Source organism: Methylotuvimicrobium sp. KM2 (assembly GCF_038051925.1).
GTDB lineage: Bacteria > Pseudomonadota > Gammaproteobacteria > Methylococcales > Methylomonadaceae > Methylotuvimicrobium.
The window spans coordinates 1,173,396-1,193,924 of the sequence record NZ_CP150634.1; the positions used below are offsets into that span (position 1 = coordinate 1,173,396).

16 protein-coding genes are annotated in these 20,529 nt (G+C 48.6%); 12 read left to right on the plus strand and 4 right to left on the minus strand.

All coding sequences use genetic code 11. The features are described from left to right. Nucleotides 1–461: 461 nt before the first annotated feature. The 4 genes from WJM45_RS05250 to WJM45_RS05265 form a co-directional block, all read right to left on the minus strand. The gene (locus WJM45_RS05250; RefSeq protein WP_341327925.1) at nucleotides 462–977 is read right to left on the minus strand and encodes an adenine phosphoribosyltransferase; all 516 of its coding nucleotides are present in this window, start codon (nucleotides 975–977) and stop codon (nucleotides 462–464) included. A gap of 774 nt (nucleotides 978–1,751) precedes the next feature. After that, the gene (gene dxs, locus WJM45_RS05255) at nucleotides 1,752–3,614 is read right to left on the minus strand and encodes a 1-deoxy-D-xylulose-5-phosphate synthase (protein WP_341327926.1); all 1,863 of its coding nucleotides are present in this window, start codon (nucleotides 3,612–3,614) and stop codon (nucleotides 1,752–1,754) included. Between the two features lie 84 nt (nucleotides 3,615–3,698). Continuing rightward, the gene (gene ispA, locus WJM45_RS05260) at nucleotides 3,699–4,595 is read right to left on the minus strand and encodes a (2E,6E)-farnesyl diphosphate synthase (RefSeq protein ID WP_341327927.1); all 897 of its coding nucleotides are present in this window, start codon (nucleotides 4,593–4,595) and stop codon (nucleotides 3,699–3,701) included. Then, nucleotides 4,588–4,821, minus strand: coding sequence for an exodeoxyribonuclease VII small subunit (locus WJM45_RS05265; protein WP_014149516.1), 234 nt, complete (start codon nucleotides 4,819–4,821; stop codon nucleotides 4,588–4,590). Before WJM45_RS05265 ends, ispA begins: the two co-directional genes overlap by 8 nt. 84 nt (nucleotides 4,822–4,905) lie before the next feature. On the opposite strand from WJM45_RS05265, the gene parE reads away from it, so the two are divergent. The 12 genes from parE to WJM45_RS05325 all read left to right on the plus strand — a co-directional run bounded on the left by parE (nucleotide 4,906) and on the right by WJM45_RS05325 (nucleotide 20,493). After that, nucleotides 4,906–6,795: a DNA topoisomerase IV subunit B gene (gene parE / locus WJM45_RS05270; RefSeq protein ID WP_341327928.1), complete on the plus strand. Its 1,890-nt coding sequence runs from the start codon at nucleotides 4,906–4,908 to the stop codon at nucleotides 6,793–6,795. Nucleotides 6,796–7,255: 460 nt separating this feature from the next. Next, a complete protein-coding gene (locus WJM45_RS05275; RefSeq protein WP_341327929.1) occupies nucleotides 7,256–9,676 on the plus strand; it encodes a type I restriction-modification system subunit M in 2,421 nt (806 codons plus the stop codon). Next, nucleotides 9,673–10,713: a PDDEXK nuclease domain-containing protein gene (locus WJM45_RS05280; protein ID WP_341327930.1), complete on the plus strand. Its 1,041-nt coding sequence runs from the start codon at nucleotides 9,673–9,675 to the stop codon at nucleotides 10,711–10,713. The genes WJM45_RS05275 and WJM45_RS05280 overlap by 4 nt, the downstream gene beginning before the upstream one ends. Further along, entirely contained in the window at nucleotides 10,710–12,074 is a 1,365-nt protein-coding gene (locus WJM45_RS05285; protein ID WP_341327931.1) for a restriction endonuclease subunit S, read from the plus strand. Before WJM45_RS05280 ends, WJM45_RS05285 begins: the two co-directional genes overlap by 4 nt. 122 nt (nucleotides 12,075–12,196) lie before the next feature. Further along, entirely contained in the window at nucleotides 12,197–13,417 is a 1,221-nt protein-coding gene (locus WJM45_RS05290; RefSeq protein WP_341327932.1) for an RNA-binding domain-containing protein, read from the plus strand. Nucleotides 13,418–13,605: 188 nt separating this feature from the next. Then, on the plus strand, nucleotides 13,606–16,698 hold the full coding sequence (locus WJM45_RS05295; RefSeq protein ID WP_341327933.1) for a type I restriction endonuclease subunit R: 3,093 nt from the start codon (nucleotides 13,606–13,608) through the stop codon (nucleotides 16,696–16,698). Continuing rightward, the gene (locus WJM45_RS05300) at nucleotides 16,698–17,411 is read left to right on the plus strand and encodes a SprT family zinc-dependent metalloprotease (protein WP_341327934.1); all 714 of its coding nucleotides are present in this window, start codon (nucleotides 16,698–16,700) and stop codon (nucleotides 17,409–17,411) included. The genes WJM45_RS05295 and WJM45_RS05300 overlap by 1 nt, the downstream gene beginning before the upstream one ends. A gap of 642 nt (nucleotides 17,412–18,053) precedes the next feature. Beyond that, nucleotides 18,054–18,518, plus strand: a complete 465-nt coding sequence (locus WJM45_RS05305) for an SRPBCC family protein (RefSeq protein WP_341327935.1) — start codon at nucleotides 18,054–18,056, stop codon at nucleotides 18,516–18,518. Nucleotides 18,519–18,820: 302 nt separating this feature from the next. Beyond that, nucleotides 18,821–19,315, plus strand: coding sequence for a PAS domain-containing protein (locus tag WJM45_RS05310; RefSeq protein ID WP_341327936.1), 495 nt, complete (start codon nucleotides 18,821–18,823; stop codon nucleotides 19,313–19,315). 58 nt (nucleotides 19,316–19,373) lie between these two features. Beyond that, the gene (locus tag WJM45_RS05315; RefSeq protein ID WP_341327937.1) at nucleotides 19,374–19,499 is read left to right on the plus strand and encodes a hypothetical protein; all 126 of its coding nucleotides are present in this window, start codon (nucleotides 19,374–19,376) and stop codon (nucleotides 19,497–19,499) included. After that, a complete protein-coding gene (locus tag WJM45_RS05320) occupies nucleotides 19,486–19,974 on the plus strand; it encodes an SRPBCC family protein (protein ID WP_341327938.1) in 489 nt (162 codons plus the stop codon). Before WJM45_RS05315 ends, WJM45_RS05320 begins: the two co-directional genes overlap by 14 nt. Nucleotides 19,975–20,046: 72 nt before the next feature. After that, complete coding sequence (locus WJM45_RS05325) at nucleotides 20,047–20,493, plus strand: PAS domain-containing protein (RefSeq protein WP_341327939.1); 447 nt, start codon at nucleotides 20,047–20,049, stop codon at nucleotides 20,491–20,493. The last annotated feature ends 36 nt before the right edge of the window (nucleotides 20,494–20,529 follow it).

Genomic DNA, 20,529 nt, shown 5'->3' on the forward strand with positions numbered 1-20,529 from the left:
CATTTTCAAACATTTTAGCTTTATTAAAGGCTATTGTTGGATTAACCTAAAAAGAGCATTTCACCATGAAGATCATGAAGAATAGGAAGTTAATTCAATAACTTATTGCGCGTTTGAGTAGAGCATTCGCTCACCAAAAAGGTTAGCGAGAAGATTTAGGTAATTTCTTGAAATCCTTCATGAACTTCATGTGCTTCATGGTAAAACTGCCGAATTCAGGATTAATGGTTGTCGTCGTTCGGTCAAAAATATTGAGGAGCGGGGCAGGTTATTTGGACGAGTCTAAACAGTGTAGCCCGGATGGAGCGCAGCGCAATCCGGGAACTTCGAAGCCACGCCATTTCCCGTATTCCGCTACGCTGCATACGGGCTACATGCTGTCGACAGGCGCGGGGCGGGTGATTCAACCAGCCCTGAACCTTTTGGATTGCCTTGGACATAGTCAGAATTTGAGGTTCGCGCTAAAAATGAAGCAGCGAATGAACTTCGTATGCTGCAAGCTTTTCACGTCCTTTTAGAAAATCCAATTCAACGACAAATGCACAGGCTTCGACGGTTGCGCCCAGTTTCTCTACCAATTCGCAACTTGCTTTAGCGGTTCCGCCTGTTGCCAACAAGTCGTCTATCAATAAAACACGGTCCCCGGTTTCGAACGCATCGCTATGTGCTTCCAGTGTCGCCGATCCGTATTCCAAGTCGTAAGAAACGCTTTGTACGTCATAGGGTAATTTGCCCGGTTTTCTAAGCGGTACAAACGGCAATCCCAGCTCCCATGCGACCAATGCGCCGAATATAAATCCCCGCGCCTCCATGCCGGCTACGGCTGTGATGTCTCTTTCCAAGAACGGATGCAGTAAATGGTGGACTGCAAGTCTTACTGCAACCGGATCTTTGACCAGCGGTGTAATATCTTTGAAGATAATGCCGGGCTTCGGAAAATCCGGGATGTCTCGGATTTTTTCTTTTAGTTTGTTCATAGTTAAAATGTAGAGTTTATATATCGCGTTCGGGGTGGTTTACTCCCTTTATACTCAAAAAACGGTTAACTTTATGAGTCATTATACCCTTTGCTGGTCAAATTTCGGCGCCGGGGTGTCCGTCAAAGGACGCCGTGAATACGTCCATGTAGGCTCTGTGACAGCATCCCTGCTGTCAAAGCCTTTGCCGAACACCCCGGTGCCTCCATCATACGTCAATGCCGAAATATGAAGTGCGATAGGTATATTCACATCCGCTATCGTTCCCATGTTCCAGCGCTCATCGTTATACATAAGTCAAAAATTACCCTTTTGCAAGCTTAACCCATGAGACCTCGATGCCATTTATTGTGACTTATCACTCTCGGCCTTCCCTCACCTAACGCTAGGTGAGGGACGATCAGGGGATCGCTCCCACAGAGCGTTTTCCGCTCTCTGTGGGAGCGACGCCTTCGTCGCGATTTTCGAAGCCACCGACGCTCAACTTCCACGGTTTGTTTCGAAGTCCTAATTATCCTGAATTCAATGAATTCGCCCCTAGGCGAAGTGCTTTATCTTAGAAAAAGCATTTCACCATGAAGATCATGAAGAATAAGAAGTTAACTCAATAACTTGTCATTCGTTTATGAACAACTTTCGCTCACCCGAAAGGTTAGCTGCAATGTTTAGGTAATCTATTGAAATACTTCATGAACTTCATGTGCTTCATGGTTGAACTGCCGAATTTAGGTTTATCTATGGTCAATCGAGCAAAGCCGGCTTTCGCCAATGATGTCACGCGCAAAATTGCTCGATGCTCTGCCGAATGCCTTGGGTATCCAATCCGCAAAAACTCAGTAATTCCTCGCGCGTACCCTGTTCGATGAAGGCGTCGGGCAGGCCGATATTCAACACCGGCATCACGATTCTTTGTGCCTGCAGAAATTCGTTGACCGCGCTGCCGGCGCCGCCGGCGACGACGTTTTCCTCGACTGTCACGATGACATCGTGACTCTTGGCCAGTTCCAGAATCAACGCTTCATCGAGCGGCTTGACGAAACGCATGTTGACGACGGTCGCGCCGAGTTGCTTACCGGCCTCGATCGACGGCGCTACCATGCTGCCGAAGGCGAGCATCGCGATACGTCCGCCTTGGTGGCGAATTTCGGCCTTGCCGATCGGTAGGGCGGTCATGCTGCAATCGACCGGCACGCCAGGACCCTTGCCGCGCGGATAACGCACCGAAGCCGGGCCTTTATGAATATAACCGGTATAGAGCATCTGCCGGCATTCGTTTTCATCGGCCGGCGCCATGATCAGCATATTCGGCAAACAGCGCATGTAGGTGTAATCGAAACTGCCGGCATGGGTCGGGCCGTCCGGGCCGACCAAACCCGCGCGGTCGAGCGCGAACAATACATCCAAGTCTTGCAAGACCACATCGTGTATCAATTGATCGTAGCCGCGTTGTAAAAATGTCGAATAGATCGCGACGACCGGCTTTGCGCCCTCGCAAGCCAGGCCCGCCGCCAAGGTTACGGCATGCTGCTCGGCGATGGCGACATCGAAATAGCGCTTCGGAAAGCGTTCGGAAAATGCGACCAAGCCCGAGCCTTCGCGCATCGCCGGGGTGATGCCGCACAGGCGCTCGTCCTGCTCGGCCATGTCGCAGAGCCATTGGCCGAACACCTGCGTATAAGTCGGATGCGGAGAAGGAGCCGATTTCGGCAGGCAATCCCGGCTCGGGTCGAAGGCCGGGACGCCGTGATAGGCAAGCGGGTCTTTCTCCGCCGGCGGATAGCCCTTGCCTTTCTTGGTGACGATATGCAAGAAGCGCGGGCCGGAAATTTGCTTCAGATTCTCCAGCGTCGACACCAGCATGTCCAGATCGTGACCGTCGATCGGGCCGATATAATTGAAACCCATTTCCTCGAACAAGGTGCCCGGCACGATCATGCCTTTCATGTGCTCCTCGGTCTTGCGCGCCAGTTCCCAGACGCTCGGCATGCTGCTCAAGACTTTCTTGCTTTCTTCGCGTACCGAAGAATAAATCTTACTCGACAGAATCTTAGTCAGATAATTATTCAACGCGCCGACATTCGGCGAAATCGACATATCGTTATCGTTTAGGATCACCAGTAGATTCGCATCGATCGCACCGGCATGATTCATCGCCTCGAAGGCCATGCCGCCGGTGATGCTGCCGTCGCCGATGATCGCGACGCAGTGCTTGTCCTCGCCGCGCAAACCCGATGCGATCGCCATGCCTAAGGCCGCGCTGATCGACGTGCTTGAATGGCCGACGCCGAAGGCATCGTACTCGCTCTCGTCACGATTCGGAAACGCGCAGATACCGTCGCGGGTGCGGATCGTCGTCATGCGCTCCTTGCGCCCGGTTAGGATCTTATGCGGATAGGCCTGGTGGCCGACATCCCAGACTAATTGATCGTGCGGCGTATCGAATACGTAATGCAGCGCCACGGTCAACTCCACGGTGCCGAGACCTGCCGAGAAATGCCCGCCGGAAATACTGACCGTGTGAGTTAGGTATTCGCGCAGTTCTTTGGCAAGCGGTTTTAATAGTTCCTTCGGCAGTTTTCTAAGGTCGGAGGGAAGCTTGACGCTGTCTAGTATGGGGAATTTTCCTGTGATTTTCATGAATAAATCGATTCCTTGTTGATCGGTACGGACGCGGTTGCCGACTGATTATGCAGATTAATACCTGAGTGTTCAAGTCGGTTATTAATGATCCCGCTGAATAATATAAAGCGACAGGTCGCGAAGCAAATCGGCTTCGGAGCCGAATCCCTTTAAGCTTTCAATGGCTTGCTCATGAAGTTCCTGGGCTTTTTGCTTTGCTCCGGCTAAGCCGAGTAAGGCAGGGTAAGTCGGCTTGTCGTTGTCCTTGTCCTTACCTTGGGTTTTGCCGAGTGTTGCGGTATCGCTTTCCTCGTCCAAAATATCGTCCTTGACTTGGAAAGATAGGCCGATGCATTTCGCATAATGATCGAGGCCTTCTGCTTGGTTAGGGTCTATATCGGGCTTCGTTAATGTCGCCATGTTGACGCTGGCTCGGATTAACGCACCGGTTTTGTGGATATGCATATTTTCAAGCTGAGGCAGCGTCAGTATTGTGCCGACCGATTCTAAATCGATGGCTTGGCCGCCGACCATGCCTTGAGAGCCGCTAGCCTTGGCCAGCATCGTAATCATTTTTAGACGGCTTTCGGCATCGGCTTGGATGGTTGGATCGTCCGCCAAGACTTTGAATGCCAGTGCTTGCAGTGCGTCTCCGGTCAGAATGGCGGTCGCTTCATCATAAGCGATATGGCAGGTCGGCTTTCCGCGCCTGAGATCGTCGTCGTCCATGGCCGGCAAATCGTCATGTATCAACGAATAAACATGAATGAATTCAACCGCACAGGCCGCTCCGTCTAAATCTTCCGGTGCAATGCCCAAGGCTTTTCCTGTACAGTAGGTTAGCATTGGCCGCATGCGTTTACCGCCGTCCAGCACGCAATAGCGCATGGCTTCGTGCAATTTTGTCGGAATTTGATTTTCGCTTGGCAGCCGGGCTTCCAAGGCTCTTTCGACTCGGTTTTGACAAAAGGTCAGATAGTCTTTCAGTGCGTTACTCATCGGTGAAGGGCTCCAGAGTTTGAGTGCCGTTTTTTTCCAGTAAAATCTGAACTTTCTGTTCGGCTTCCTGCAAGGCTTTTTGGCAGGTTCGGGTCAAAGCGACGCCGCGTTCAAATGATTTTAACGAATCTTCTAAAGATAGCTCACCTTGTTCCATTTGCTCGACGAGTTGCTCAAGCTCGGCTAGGGACTCTTCGAATAAATTCGTGGTTTTTTTTTTCGGCATGTAGATAAAATAGTAGGTAGAAATTGGGCGATGGAATCAAACCGGCCATTATATATGAAATTGGATAATGAGTGATTAGGAAGTATGAGTAATGATTACAATGCAGCCGCGATAGAAGTATTAAGCGGCTTGGAACCGGTCCGAAAACGGCCGGGTATGTATACCGATACGACCCGGCCGAATCATTTGGTTCAGGAGGTTGTCGACAATAGCGTCGATGAAGCGATAGCGGGACATGCCGATACGATTGCTGTCGTGTTATACAAAGACGGTTCGGTGTCGGTCGGCGATAACGGCCGAGGAATGCCGGTCGACATTCATCCGGAGCAGGGTATTCCCGGTGTCGAAGTGATTTTGACGCAACTGCATGCCGGCGGGAAATTCTCGAATAAAAATTATCAGTTCTCCGGCGGTTTGCACGGTGTCGGTGTGTCGGTCGTGAATGCCTTGTCGGCCCAATTGGAGATTGAGGTCAAGCGGGGCGGTAAGGTGTATCGCATGACCTTTGCCGACGGCGAAAAGCAGAGCGAGTTGACCGAAATGGGCTCGGTGGGCCGCAACAATACCGGTACTTCGGTCAAGTTTTGGCCGAATGAAAAATATTTCGATTCGAGTAAGATTTCGGTTAGTAAACTCAGGCATGTATTGAGAGCGAAAGCGGTATTATGCCCGGGTCTCAATATTACTTTGCAATCCAAATTTACCGATGAGCAATGGCAGTGGTGCTACCAAGACGGCTTAAAGGAATATTTACTCGATCGTGTAGGAGATGCCGAATTTTATCCCGAACCGCCGTTCATGGGCAAAATGACGTCCGATCATGAAGCGGTCGAATGGGGTATCGTGTGGACGGCGGATAGTTTGCCGGAAGCGATTAACGAAAGTTATGTCAATTTGGTACCGACCGCGCAAGGGGGCACGCATGTCAATGGTTTGCGGGCCGGCTTGACTGAAGCGATGCGCGAGTTTTGCGATTTCAGAAACCTATTGCCGCGAGGCATCAAGGTTTCTCCGGAAGATGTCTGGGAGCACTGCCATTTTATTTTGTCGGTCAAATTGGAAGATCCTCAGTTTTCGGGACAAACCAAAGAGCGATTGAGTTCGCGCGAATGTGTCGCGTTCGTCTCGGGCGTTGCTAAAGACGGTTTCAGTCTTTGGCTGAATCAGCATCCCTCCGAAGGCGAAAAAATTGCCGAAATCATCATTGCCAGCGCGCAAAAACGATTGAAATCCGCCAAGAAAATCGTTCGTAAGAAATTGACATCGGGACCGGCGCTACCCGGTAAGCTTGCAGATTGTTCCGGTCAGGATATTGGTCGATCCGAGTTGTTTTTGGTTGAGGGCGATTCGGCCGGCGGTTCGGCTAAACAGGCTAGAGACCGAGAGTTTCAGGCAATCATGCCGCTACGGGGGAAAATCCTAAATACTTGGGAAGTTGATTCGAGCCAAGTCATGGCCTCCCAAGAAGTTCACGATATCGCGGTGGCCCTGGGCATAGAGCCGGGTTCGGATGATTTGCGAAGCCTGCGCTACGGCAAGGTATGTATTTTGGCAGACGCGGACTCGGACGGAAATCATATTGCAACATTGATTTGCGCATTGTTTTACCAACATTTCAAGGCGCTGGTGCAAGCCGGTCATGTTTTCGTTGCAATGCCGCCGTTGTACCGGGTCGATATCGGCAAAAAAGTCTTTTATGCGCTCGACGAATCCGAGCGGCAAGGCGTTTTGGATCGAATTAAGGCGGAGAAGTTGAAAGGCCAGATCAATGTTCAGCGTTTCAAAGGCTTGGGCGAAATGAACCCGAGTCAGCTTCGCGAAACGACGATGAACCCCGATACCCGCCGGCTCGTGCAATTAACGGTAACCGAAGACGACGATACCAGCGAACAACTGGATTTACTATTAGCCAAAAAACGCTCGCCGGATCGCAAGCATTGGCTCGAAACCAAAGGGAATTTGGCGGATTTGTGATGAGTAGGGTGAGCAGTAAGTCGGGAGCGGAGAGCAGGGGTTGGTACTACAAGCGGGACCTTTCGCCGGTCAAACTTCATCGCTGGAGTGTCCTGCCATACACATCAATCTAAATGCTGCTCCTCGCTGCAGCTAAATTGCTATTGGCCGGGACGTCATGAGAGCCATTGCAACAAATCGCGGGTTTGGTAAATGGCAGCGTTATCATAACCGCGCCTGCGTTTATACCTTTCGCACTTCAAATTTCGGCAGTGCCTAAGGAGGCGCCGGGGTGCTCGGCAAAGGCTTTGCCAGCATGGAGCTGGCATAGAGCCTACAGGGACGTATTCACGGCGTCCTTTGACGGGCACCCCGGCGCCGAATTTTGATCTCCGATGAGTATAAACAAGACTACCGAAGTTTGAAGTTCGAAAGGTATATAAACGGACCGGGCAAGCGCCCGGCACAGTAAGGAATAACCATGGCTATTAAGAAAACCGAACTCTACTCCTCCCTTTGGGCTAGCTGCGACGAACTGCGCGGCGGTATGGATGCCAGTCAGTACAAAGACTACGTACTGACCCTGCTGTTTATGAAGTACGTCTCCGATAAGTACAAAGGCGACCCTTACGGCATGATCGTGGTGCCTCAAGGTGCCAGCTTCGACGATATGGTTGCGCTAAAAGGTGACAAAGAAATCGGCGATAAAATCAATAAGGTTATCAGTGCGCTTGCTGAAGAGAACGACCTGAAAGGCGTCATCGACGTGGCCGACTTTAACGATGAAGACAAGCTCGGCAAAGGCAAAGAAATGGTTGACCGACTAGGTAAATTGGTCGGTATTTTTGAAGGCTTAAACCTGGCTGATAACCGCGCCGATGGTGACGACTTACTTGGCGATGCTTACGAATACCTGATGCGCCACTTCGCCACCGAATCGGGCAAGTCTAAGGGCCAATTTTATACGCCGTCGGAAGTCTCGCGCATTCTCGCGAAAGTCATTGGTATCAATAGCGATACGCCGCAAGACGCAACCGTCTACGACCCCACCTGTGGCTCAGGCTCGCTATTGTTAAAAGCCAGCGATGAAGCGCCGCGTGGTTTGAGTATTTTCGGACAGGAAATGGACAATGCCACCAGTGCCTTGGCGCGTATGAACATGATTCTGCACAACACCGCCACCGCTAAAATCTGGAAGGGCAATACCATTTCCGATCCCCAGTGGAAAGACGCCAACGGCCGGCTTAAAACCTTTGACTTCGCTGTCGCCAACCCGCCGTTCTCCAATAAAAACTGGACCAGCGGCATTAATCCGCAAGAAGATGAATTTGGCCGTTTTACCTGGGGCATTCCGCCGGAAAAAAACGGCGACTACACTTTTCTGCTGCACATTATCAAAAGCCTGAAAAGCACCGGCAAAGGCGCGGTGATTCTGCCCCATGGTGTCCTGTTCCGTGGCAATGCCGAAGCGCGCATTCGTGAAAATCTGATTAAACAAGGCTACATCAAAGGCATCATCGGTCTGCCCGCCAACTTGTTTTACGGCACAGGCATTCCTGCCTGCATTATTGTGATCGACAAAGAGCACGCGCAAGCAAGGAAAGGCATTTTTATGGTCGATGCCAGCAAAGGCTTTATGAAAGACGGCAACAAAAACCGTCTGCGCAGCCAGGATATTCACAAAATCGTCGATGTGTTCACCAAACAACTGGAGCAGCCGCGCTATTCCCGCATGGTGCCCGTAAGCGAAATCGCCGCGAATGATTACAACCTGAATATTCCGCGTTACATTGATTCCAGCGAGCCGGAAGACCTGCATGACTTAAGTGCCCATTTGCAGGGCGGTATTCCCAATGCCGATATCGATGCTTTGGAACGTTACTGGCAAGTCTTCCCCAGTATTCGCGCCAGCCTGTTCGAACCCGTGCGCGAAGGTTACAGCCAAGCGTTGGTCAAAGCCAGCGAGGTGAAAAGCACCATTCTCAATCACCAGGAATTTAAAAGCTTTGCCGCAGCGAGCCTTGTGCCCTTTACCGATTGGTCTGAGCGCGCCAACTTAAAAGCCATAGCACCAGGTGAACAGCCAAAACAGATCATTCACCGCATTAGTGAAGACTTGTTGGAAAGCTATTCCAGCAACTCACTGCTCAGCAAATACGACATTTACCAGATTTTGATGGATTACTGGGCGGATACCCTGCAAGACGATGTCTATGTACTGGTGCAGGATGACTGGCCCGCAGGTAAGGTACTGCGCGAATTGGCGGTTAAAAAGGGCGAAAAACTCAAAGAAACGCCGGATTTGGTGATTAACAAAACCAAATACAAAGCCGAATTGATTCCACCGGCTTTGATCATCGCCCGTTTCTTCTCCAGCGAACAGCAACAAGCGGATGCCATGCAAGGCGCACTCGATAGCGCCGGCCAAGAACTGGAAACCTACTTGGAAGAAAACGGCGGCGAAGATGGCCTGCTGAGTGAAGCGCTGAACGATAAAGACAAAGTCACCAAAGCCACGGTTACCGAACGCTTGAAGCTGGCAGCAGACCCGGAAGAAAAGGCCGCCCTTAAACAGGCCAAGAAACTGTTCGATGCCGAAGCGGAGTCCAAAAAAGCCCTGAAAGAGGCGCAAGATGCCCTCGATTTAGCCGTGTTTAAGCAGTATCCCAAACTGAGCATCGACGAGATCAAAGTCCTGATTGTTGAAGATAAATGGCTGGCGACACTGGAAAGCAACATTGTTGCCGAAATCGAACGAGTGACGCAGCAACTGGCCAATCGAGTGAAAGAATTGGAAGAGCGCTATAGCGAGCCGTTACCGGCTATTATCCAATCGGTAGAGCAGTTTAGCGACAAAGTAGCAGGGCACCTAAAAGCCATGGGCTTGGAGTGGTCGGTATGAGTGAATTAAACTTCACCGGATTAAACCATCTGGTGGATGCCATTGCCCGCCAGATTGAGCAAGCGCGCAGCCAAGTTCGTCAAACGGTAAACATTGCCATGGTACAAAGTTATTGGGAGATTGGTCGCCTAATTGTTGAGGAAGAACAACAGGGTGAAAGCCGTGCGGTCTATGGCAAGCAACAATTACAGCAACTCTCCCAACAGTTAACAGAACGCTTAGGCAAAGGCTTTGACGTTGGCAACCTGCGTAATATGCGCCAGTTTTATCTAGCTTTTCCAATTCACGACGCAGTGCGTAGTGAATTAAGCTGGACACACTACCGAGCCTTAATGCGTATCGACAATCCAGCCGCAAGGGATTGGTATCTGCAAGAGGCGATCAGCCAGAGTTGGAGTGCTCGTGCATTAGAACGCCAAATCAACGTGCTCTATTACGAGCGCCTGCTGGCCAGCAAAGACAGAGCACGGGTCGAGCAAGAAGCCGAGGCCAACACCCAGCCATTGGCCGAAACAGCCCAAGACTATCTGCGTGACCCGTATATTCTCGACTTCCTCAACCTGCAAGACAAAACCTACCAAGAAAACGAACTGGAGCAGGCCATTATCAGCAACCTGCAACAGTTTTTATTGGAGTTAGGCAAGGGCTTTGCCTTTGTCGAGCGCCAACAGCGCATTCGCTTTGACGATGAAGACTTCTATATCGACTTGGTATTTTACAACTTCAAACTCAAATGCTTTCTGCTGGTGGATCTGAAACTGGGCAAACTCAAACATCAGGATATTGGCCAGATGGATACTTACGTGCGCCTTTACGACGAGCAGCGCAAAGGAGATGACGACAATCCTACCATTGGCCTGGTGCTCTGCAGCGAGAAAAGCGAAGCTATAGTGAAATACTCGGTATTGGCCGAGCAAAAACAGCTATTTGCCGCCAAGTATTTGCCTTATCTACCGACCGAAGAAGAATTGAAGCGTGAGCTGGAACGCGAGCGCGCGGTGTTGAGTGGCAAGTTGAAAATGGAGAATGGAAAATGACAAACAGCGCCGTGAAAGAAGCGAGTAGCCACTATCAATTATCCACTGTCAATTCTCAATTGAATGAAGTGCCGGTTGGGTACAAGCAAACCGAAGTTGGAGTTATTCCTTATGATTGGGAAGCTGCATGCCTCGGCGAGATTGCCGCAGTTCGGATGTGCAAGCGAATTCTTGCGGGGCAAACTCAAAAAGTAGGTGCCATTCCATTTTTTAAAATAGGTACATTTGGAAGTGAGCCAGATGCATATATTCCATACTCTCTGTATGAAGAGTTCAAAGCAAAATATTCGTTTCCTGCTGAAGGTGATATTTTAATTTCAGCAGCTGGAACACTTGGGAAGTCAGTTGTTTATGATGGCAAGCCCGCATATTTCCAAGACTCAAATATTGTTTGGCTCGAAATTAATAAACGGAAATTGCTGAATGAATACCTGTACCACTATTACAAGGTAATTAAATGGGCTTCCTCTGAAGGCAGTACTATTGCTCGACTTTACAATGGCATAATTCGAGCCTCGATGATTGCACTTCCTCCAATCGAAGAACAAACCGCCATCGCCAATGCCCTATCCGATGTCGATGCGCTGATCAGCGTGCTGGAAAAACTGATCGCCAAAAAACAGGCCATCAAAACCGCCACCATGCAACAACTCCTCACCGGCCGCACCCGCCTGCCGCAGTTCGCCCTGCGTGAAGATGGCACACCAAAAGGCACCAAGCCAAGCGAGTTGGGGGAGATTCCGGAGGATTGGGAAGTTATGACTCTCGGAGATATTGGCCAAACGATTATCGGCCTAACATACTCGCCGAATGATGTTGCTGAATTTGGTACATTGGTTTTGCGTTCGTCCAATGTCCAGAATGGTAAATTGGCTTACGTGGATAACGTCTTTGTCAATATGGACCTGCCTGAACGCGTCATCGTCAGGCAAGGCGATATTTTGATCTGTGTTCGTAATGGAAGTCGCCAGCTCATCGGAAAGTGCGCGTTAATTGATAAAAATGCAGAAGGAAGTGCGTTTGGTGCATTTATGTCGATATTTAGAACTAAGCACTCCGTATTCGTGTTCTACCAATTTCAATCAGATCTAATACAGAATCAGATAAATGAAATTATGGGGGCAACAATTAACCAGATAACAAATAAAGATATGTCTGGATTCAAGATTACGTTGCCGTCGGATGAAAAAGAACAAACCGCCATCGCTACCATCCTGTTTGATATGGACGCAGAGATTCAGGCACTGGAACAACGCCTGAGCAAAACCCGCCAAATCAAACAGGGCATGATGCAAGAACTGCTAACGGGTAAGACGCGCCTGGTGAAGCCTGCTGCTGCGGGAGGATCTTATGCCCATTGATATGAGCTTGCCGCAACGGCTTGCACTCTTAAAAGGTATTGAGTCAGAAACCCGATGCCGAAAAAAAGCGGATATGTGGCGTATTTAGGCCCGCATTTAAGTTTATGAACAAGGTGTAGGCTATGCTAAAAACAGAATTACTGGAAATTATTGCCAATGGTGAAAACTCAGGCGTTGAATTTAAGCGTGATGATATTCGCCCTGAACAGCTTGCTAAAGAAGTGGTTGCCATGGCCAACTTTCAAGGTGGTCGGGTTCTGCTTGGTGTCGAAGATGACGGCACGATTAACGGGGTGCAAAGGGAAGATCTTGAAGAATGGGTGATGAATGTTTTTCAAAATAAAATTCACCCAATGATCCTGCCTTTTTACGAAGAAGTGAAGCTGGATAATGGCAAACGGGTTGCTGTCGTCAGTTTTCCTATGGGTATTTCTAAACCTTATGTGGTTCGCCATGCAGGCAAAGAAGAAATCTACATCCGCATCGGCTCGACTTCGCGGCAGGCCACCCGAGAACAGCAGATGCGCCTGTTTGAACTGGGCGGCATGTTGCATACCGAATTGATGCCAGTACCTCGAACCGATATAAACAGTTTGGACGACGCACGTTTACTGAATTATTTACGTGATATTCTTAATGACCCCGATATTCCGAAAACGCCCGATGCATGGCGGCAACGCTTGCTTGGGCTGGGTTTTATCACCGAGGCCGGTGAAAATACCTGCTGTACCATCGCTGGATTGGTGCTATTTGGCAAAACGCCACGCCGCCACCTTAAACAGGCCGGGTTACGTGCGCTTGCTTTTCAAGGGAAAGATAAAGAATATCAAGCATTACTGGACGATTTAATAGACGGACCAATGGTCGGCCGTTGGGATAGCCATGGCGCAAGCAAAACCTTACTGGATGGAGGCATTATTGAGCGTTTCATGTCGGCCATGAAGCCCTTTATTTCTCAGGAAGCCGCCCGGATAAATCAGGATTTGAGACGAGAGACAACATGGTTTTACCCTCTCGAAGCCGTTCGTGAGTCTTTGATTAATGCACTTGCCCACCGCGACTGGACACGCTTTGTTGAGATTGAAGTAGCCAGTTATTCCGACCGGCTGGAGGTTATTAGCCCCGGCGCTTTACCAAACTCGATGACTGTGGAAAAAATGAAGGCTGGTCAGCGCTCGCCGAGAAATACCATAGTCATGGAAGTTTTACGCGATTATGGTTACGTCGATTATCGCGGCATGGGTGTAAGAACAAAAATTGTACCGTTGACGAAAGCACTAACAGGCAAAGAACCAGAGTTTGAATCAACAGAAGACTATTTAAAAACAGTTTTATATCGATAACTACTCCCTTTATACTCAAAAAATGGTTAACTTTATGAAGGTATGGGGTGTGGCTAGCGAGGATGTCGGCAGCAGGGAACGCTGCCGTCAAGCCCCCATGGACGGGTTCACGGCTGTCCTCGATAGACACATCCCATGCCTTTTTATTCTTAGACGGTTTTTCAATCAAAAGGGAGTAAGGATAAGGTATGAGTAACGTCGGCCAGCGCGAGCGCATTACCCAAAACCGTATTGTTCAGTTTTTTCAAGCTGACTTAGGCTACCGCTATTTAGGTAATTGGCAGGATCGCGCCAATAATAAGAATATTGAGGTCGATATCCTTGTCGATTGGCTAAAAAGCCGCGGTGTGAGCGAAGCCTTGATTAATCGCGCCATTCGCCAGTTGGATACGGCGGCAGCACTGGGCGAAGGTAAAAAGCTCTACTATGCCAACAAAGAGGTCTATCGCTTGCTGCGTTATGGCGTAAAGGATAAAGAAGGCGCGGGCCATCAGAATGAAACGGTATGGCTGATTGATTGGAACAATCCTGAAGCCAATGATTTCGCCATTGCCGAAGAGGTCTCCATTAAAGGCGAGAACAAAAAACGCCCGGACATCGTGTTGTATGTGAATGGTATTGCTTTAGGCGTGATAGAGATGAAACGCTCATCGGTTTCGGTTTCTGAAGGTATCCGCCAGAATCTCGATAACCAGAAGAAAGACTTTATCCGCAATTTCTTCACCACCATGCAATTAGTGATGGCAGGCAACGATACTCAAGGCCTTCGCTACGGCACGATTGAAACGCCGGAAAAGCATTATCTGGAGTGGAAAGAAGACGTCGCCAATCCATACGATCATAAGCTGGAGTTTCATCTGAGCCGCGTTTGTAGCAAGCAGCGCTTTTTGCAAATTATCCACGACTTCATTGTATTTGACGCTGGCGTAAAGAAAACCTGCCGTCATAACCAATTTTTTGGCATTGAAGCAGCCAAGCGCCATATTGCCCGGCGTGAAGGCGGCATTATTTGGCATACGCAAGGCTCGGGTAAAAGCTTAACCATGGTGTGGCTGGCCAAGTGGATACGCGAAAATGTGAAAGATGCCCGCGTGCTGATCGTGACCGACCGCACTGAGCTCGACGAGCAGATTGAAAAGGTCTTTACCGGTGTTGAGGAAGATATTTATCGCACCAAAAGCGGTGCCGACTTGGTGGCGACACTCAATCAACCCAATCCTTGGTTGGTGTGTTCGTTGGTGCATAAGTTTGGGCGACAGTCTGACTCGGAAAATGATGCCGCGACCGATGAGTTTATCGAGGAGCTGAAGAAGTCTCTGCCATCGGATTTCAATGCCAAAGGCGACCTATTTGTATTTGTCGATGAGTGTCACCGTACTCAATCGGGCAAGTTACACGAAGCGATGAAATCGATTCTGCCGCAGGCCATGTTTGTTGGCTTTACCGGTACGCCGCTGATGAAAAAGGACAAGAAAAAATCGGTGGAGGTATTTGGCCCCTATATCCACACCTACAAATTCGACGAGGCCGTGGCCGATGGCGTGGTGCTCGATTTGCGCTACGAAGCGCGAGACATAGACCAAAACATCACATCCCAGAAGAAAGTGGATGAATGGTTCGAGGCGAAAACCCGCGGCCTGTCTCGATTAGCCAAAACACAGCTCAAGCAGAAATGGGGCACCATGCAAAAGGTGCTGTCCAGCAAATCGCGCTTGCAGCAGATTGTGAATGACATCCTACTGGACATGGATACCAAGCCGCGCCTGATGGACGGACGCGGCAATGCCATGTTGGTGTGCTCCAGTGTGTATCAAGTTTGTAAGGCCTATGAGATGTTCAGCCAAACCGATTTGGCAGGCAAGATTGCCATTGTTACCAGTTTCCAACCTAACGCTGCCGGCATTAAGGGTGAAGAAACCGGTGAAGGCTTAACGGAAAAGCTGTTCAAATACGACACCTACCGCAAGATGTTGGCGGATTATTTCGAGCAACCTGAAGAGCTGGCAGCCAGGCGCGTGGGGGAGTTCGAAAAGGAAGTGATAAAACGCTTCGTGAATGAGCCAGGGCAAATGCGCTTGCTGATTGTGGTCGATAAGCTCTTAACCGGCTTTGATGCGCCTTCGGCAACGTATTTGTATATCGACAAGCAAATGGCCGATCACAACCTGTTTCAGGCGATCTGTCGGGTAAACCGTTTGGATGGTGATGACAAAGAATACGGTTATATCATCGATTACAAAGACCTGTTCCGCTCATTGGATAAAGCGGTATCGGATTATACGGAGGGCGCATTTGACGGCTACGACAAGGAAGATGTCGCCGGGCTATTAAAAGATCGTTTAGAGCAAGCTAGGCTCGATTTGGATAATGCGCTGGAAATGGTACGCGCTTTATGTGAGCCGGTAAAAGCCCCGCGGAATACCGAGGATTACATTCACTATTTTTGTGGCGAGTCAGGATCGAATCAGGATGAATTGACTGAAAAGGAGGCGCTTAGATTAACTCTGTACCAGAACGTGGCCAAGCTGCTGCGAGCCTTTGCCAATATCGCCAACGAAATGGTCGATGCCGGATATTCTGCACAAGACGTTGAGGCAATCCGGTCGGAAGTCGCCCACTTTGAAAAGGTTCGCGACGAGGTAAAACTGGCCGGCGGTGATTTAGTGGAGATGAAGCGCTTTGAACCCGCGATGCGCCACCTGTTAGATATGTATATTCGGGCTGATGATAGCGAAACCTTGATGGATTTTGAAGAACTCGGGCTCATCGAGCTGATTGTCGAAAAAGGCGCCGATGCTTTGGATGCTTTGCCGGAGAGTATCCGCAAGAACCGAGAAGCCATGTCTGAAACCATCGAAAACAATGTGCGTAAAACCATCGTGGATGAAAATCCTGTTAATCCGAAATATTACGAACAGATGTCTGTTTTATTAGATGAATTGATTGAGTTACGCAGACAAAAGGCCATTGAATATCAGGAATATCTGGAGCGAATTCGCGAGCTGTCTCGCAAGGTCATTCGCCCGGATCAAACGACTTCGAATTACCCGCCTTCCATAGACACAAATGCCAAGCGAGCTTTCTACGATAACTTTGGCAATGATGAAGTATTGGCAACGAAAATTGATACTGCGATTCGTTACACCAAAAAGGCTGATTGGGCGGGTGATCGTTTTAAAGAGCGTGAAATTGCCAATGCTATCAGGGAAGAAACGGCTGGTTATAACGTGGATATTCAAGGCGTAATGGAACTGGCCAAGGCGCAGAAAGAGTATCAGTGATGGCAATGATTGAAATCGGTTCGATTGCGATGCAGTTGAATCGCAAGGCAATTAAAAATCTGCATATCAGCGTGTTGCCGCCTGATGGCCGCGTGCGGGTGTCTGCGCCGGAATCCATGACGGATACGGCTATTCGTATGGCGGTGATCAGTCGCATTCCCTGGATCAAAAAGCAGCAAAGCGGATTTGCCAAACAACCCCGTCAGTCTGACAGGGAAATGGTGAGTGGCGAATGTCACTACTTATGGGGAAAACGCTATCGGCTCAATGTCGTAGAGCGCTCCGGTAAACATGAAATCAAGTTGGGACGTGGTTGGTTACACCTGTATGTCAGTACGTCTGCGACGGCTGAAAACAGGGCTTTGGTACTGAACTCGTTTTACCGAGATGCGTTAAAGAAACGAATCGCCGACTTATTGACTGTTTGGCAAAACAAAATAGGCGTAGCCGCTGCCGATTGGGGCGTTAAGAGGATGAAAACCAAGTGGGGCAGCTGTAACACGCAAGCAAAGCGTATTTGGCTGAACTTAGAGTTGGCGAAGAAGCCGCCCGAGTGTTTGGAATATATCCTAGTGCATGAGTTGGTGCATCTGCTTGAACGTACGCATAATGAACGGTTTAAGGCCCATATGGAAAAGCTTCTTCCAGACTGGCGTGAGCGTCGGGACTTGTTGAATCGTATGCCGTTGGCACACAACGACTGGGTTTACTAGGCAATTACGCGGAGTAATACCTTTCGCGCTTCAAATTTCGGCATTATCACAGGAGGCCTTGGGGTGCTCCGCCCCTCACCTAGCGCTAGGTGAGGGGCAGCATGGAGCTGGCATAGAGCATGGACGTATTTACCCAGCACCTAAATTCCATAGATCCTTGGCAATGATTCAAAATCATCCTAAAAAGAGCAGTTGACATGTGTTGTAGACCGTTCGTGCTGAGCTAAGTCGAAGCATGAAGGGTCTACAACACTTTCACCGTCTTGGTGAAGCCTCAAACTACCATTCACCCTTCGACGGGCTCAGGGCGAACGGTAGTTTGAGGGTATCAACTGCTCTTTTTAGGATCATGGCTTATTTAGGCGCTGGGTTTACGGCGTCCTTTGACGGGCACCCCAAGGCCGAACTTTCATCTACGATGGGTATACACATGGTTTGCGTAGTTATGCATGTGGCGCGTATGCTCAGTATATTTCCGGAAGCTATTTCCAACCACATCTTCAATATTGCAAGGAGTATGATTGCCAATGCTAATTGTGCTGATATTCTATTTGACAATTCGTTATAATCGAAATGAATGGAATAAATGAGCCAATGACTAGGACTTTCGTTTCTATTGTTAACCAAATGGTGAGCCTGTAAATGTTTGGATTTACTTCGGATCATTCCGCTTCGGGCACGGCTAGCACAATCATCAATAAACCGGTGGATGATGTGTTTAATTTTATCGGGGTCGATTTTTTTAAAAATTATCCTCGGTGGTCGCCTGAGGTCATCGAATGCGAATTACTGAGCGATCCGCCGTTACGTTTGAATAGTCTTGCCAGGCAAGTGCGAATCGATCAAGGTCAAAGAAGCGAGTCGACTTTTAAGGTAACTTGCTTTGATCCGTTTACTAAATTGACTTTCGAAGGTGTTTCGAATCCTTATCGTTGTTTTTATGATTTTAAGCCGGGGCGAACGCCGGAGCAGACTGAGGTCACATTTACTTTCGAGTTATTGAGGCTCGAGCTTTTCATGCTACCGTTTGAAAAGCTGATTCGTATTGCTGTGAGAGAGGGCGCGATCCGAACGGTTCGAAATCTCAAAACCTTAATAGAGTCTTAGGTGGGGGGTAGGGTACGCTATGCGTACCATGGTAACCCCACCAATGCTAATGTAAGCCATTATTGTTTGGTCTGAATAGGGATTCGGAATTTAACGGCATGGAGGTTGCGGTTATTCCACAATAGCACCGGATTCCGCCAGTCTACGGCGGAATAACGAGTTTAACTTAATGTTATGGCAAGCCTGGGCATGATGCAGTAATTTCGTGCTCATTTCTTAGAGAGCTCTAAAAACGAGTTCAGACTTGATGGCTATTGCTAAACAATCCGGATATTTTTTGAGTCAGATGGCGGATATCGAACATGAAATTTCAAATAGAAAAAGATCCGGGAGTCATTCCTCACATTCTTACTCAAATTTTGGACGGTTGCGTTAATGGTATTACCTTGTCCGACCCCGATTTGGAAGATAACCCGATCGTCTTCGCGAATGAAGTTTTCGAAAAAATCACCGGTTATAGTTGTGATGACATCATTGGAAAAAACTGCCGCTTCTTGCAAGGAAAAGATCATGATCAACCGGAGATTGAAATCTTGCGTGATGCGATCAGGAATCAACGAGCAGTTGAGGTCACGCTAAAAAACTATAAAAAAAACGGCGATCTTTTTTACAATCGTCTTTCTGTTACCCCCTTATTCGATAACGAAGGTCGGTTGATTTATTTTCTAGGCGTTCAATACGACATTACCGAACAAATACATGCGCAACATGAGATCGAAAGATTGAATAATTCTTTCGACTTAAGGCGTTCCGATTACCTTAGTCAGAAGTCTAAGCAAGGAACTGTTAAGCGTTGAGTACTCAAACGTGATCGATTCTTTCATAAACAAACAGCTATGCTATATGGGGAAGCTAATGAGCAATAAGGTTGCCATGACGAGTACCGACATTCATCCGAAAATGCCTGTCGATGACGGTTCGGTGCCGGATAAAAAAAGCTTCAACTCAGAATCGACCGGGGAATGGCATGTTTGCGTTTGACTTATCAAAACCGTTGATCGGGAAGGCTGATATAGGCATCGAAAAAACCGTCTCTGACGTGTTTGATTATGTAGGATTGCATTTTTTTGATAATTATCCTAAATGGGCCTTAGAAGTTATCGAATTTGAGGTGCTGCAGGAGCATCGTATCGGAGTCGGTTCCAGAGCCAAGCAAGTTAGAATAGAACAAGGGCAAAAAGTTGAGTCGATGTTCGAGATCACCGAATTTGTGCCGTTGCAAAAATTGGCGCTGGAGTCGGTAAGCCAAGAGTTTCGTGAAGTTTATACCTTCGAGGAAAATGACGGCAGCGATTCGACTCGATTAGAAATAAGCTTTGAGTTGTTGCATGTCGATTTTTTCATGAGGCCGTTTGAAAAGTTGATTCGCGTTGCGATCGAGGAAGGCTTGCAAAATTCGCTGGAAAACATCCAAGCACTGTTGTGTGGTCATTACGGTGAGCCGGAAGGGTCTTAATTTAAAGGCATTAAATGCCGCCGGCAGCCAATACTGAATGTTCCAATCGTAAATTTATCTAGGAGTATAACCATGGCCTTTATTGCTGAAAAAGATCCGGGACTGATTCCGCAAATTCTTTCGCTGATTCTGGATGAATGTATTAACGGCATCACACTTGCCGACCCCGACCTTGACGACATGCCGATTGTTTACGCCAACAAAGCGTTTGAAACGGTTACCGGTTATTCACAAGAAGAAGTGATTGGACGGAATTGCCGATTCTTGCAGGGCGAAGATCGAAACCAAGAAGAAATTAAGAGGATTAAGGAGGCTATAAATGCACAAAAACCGGTTGAAGTGGTTTTGCGCAATTATAAAAAAAATGGAGAGCTATTCTATAACCGGTTTAAGATCATTCCATTATTCGATCGGAGCGGCAAGCTGATTTATTTTCTCGGCGTGCAATACGATATTACCCGGCAAATAGTTGACGAAGAAACAATCAATAAATTAAACAAAGAACTTGAGAGTCTGTAATATTCCGATTTATTGGGGAATATTTTGGCAATCGGC

What these genes read in the sequence shown, in the direction of transcription:
- WJM45_RS05250 (WP_341327925.1), bottom strand. Translation starts at nt 977, where the DNA reads ATGAACAAACTAAAAGAAAAAATCCGAGACATCCCGGATTTTCCGAAG.
- dxs (WP_341327926.1), bottom strand. Translation starts at nt 3,614, where the DNA reads ATGAAAATCACAGGAAAATTCCCCATACTAGACAGCGTCAAGCTTCCC.
- ispA (WP_341327927.1), bottom strand. Translation starts at nt 4,595, where the DNA reads ATGAGTAACGCACTGAAAGACTATCTGACCTTTTGTCAAAACCGAGTC.
- WJM45_RS05265 (WP_014149516.1), bottom strand. Translation starts at nt 4,821, where the DNA reads ATGCCGAAAAAAAAAACCACGAATTTATTCGAAGAGTCCCTAGCCGAG.
- parE (WP_341327928.1), top strand. Translation starts at nt 4,906, where the DNA reads ATGAGTAATGATTACAATGCAGCCGCGATAGAAGTATTAAGCGGCTTG.
- WJM45_RS05275 (WP_341327929.1), top strand. Translation starts at nt 7,256, where the DNA reads ATGGCTATTAAGAAAACCGAACTCTACTCCTCCCTTTGGGCTAGCTGC.
- WJM45_RS05280 (WP_341327930.1), top strand. Translation starts at nt 9,673, where the DNA reads ATGAGTGAATTAAACTTCACCGGATTAAACCATCTGGTGGATGCCATT.
- WJM45_RS05285 (WP_341327931.1), top strand. Translation starts at nt 10,710, where the DNA reads ATGACAAACAGCGCCGTGAAAGAAGCGAGTAGCCACTATCAATTATCC.
- WJM45_RS05290 (WP_341327932.1), top strand. Translation starts at nt 12,197, where the DNA reads ATGCTAAAAACAGAATTACTGGAAATTATTGCCAATGGTGAAAACTCA.
- WJM45_RS05295 (WP_341327933.1), top strand. Translation starts at nt 13,606, where the DNA reads ATGAGTAACGTCGGCCAGCGCGAGCGCATTACCCAAAACCGTATTGTT.
- WJM45_RS05300 (WP_341327934.1), top strand. Translation starts at nt 16,698, where the DNA reads ATGGCAATGATTGAAATCGGTTCGATTGCGATGCAGTTGAATCGCAAG.
- WJM45_RS05305 (WP_341327935.1), top strand. Translation starts at nt 18,054, where the DNA reads ATGTTTGGATTTACTTCGGATCATTCCGCTTCGGGCACGGCTAGCACA.
- WJM45_RS05310 (WP_341327936.1), top strand. Translation starts at nt 18,821, where the DNA reads ATGAAATTTCAAATAGAAAAAGATCCGGGAGTCATTCCTCACATTCTT.
- WJM45_RS05315 (WP_341327937.1), top strand. Translation starts at nt 19,374, where the DNA reads ATGAGCAATAAGGTTGCCATGACGAGTACCGACATTCATCCGAAAATG.
- WJM45_RS05320 (WP_341327938.1), top strand. Translation starts at nt 19,486, where the DNA reads ATGTTTGCGTTTGACTTATCAAAACCGTTGATCGGGAAGGCTGATATA.
- WJM45_RS05325 (WP_341327939.1), top strand. Translation starts at nt 20,047, where the DNA reads ATGGCCTTTATTGCTGAAAAAGATCCGGGACTGATTCCGCAAATTCTT.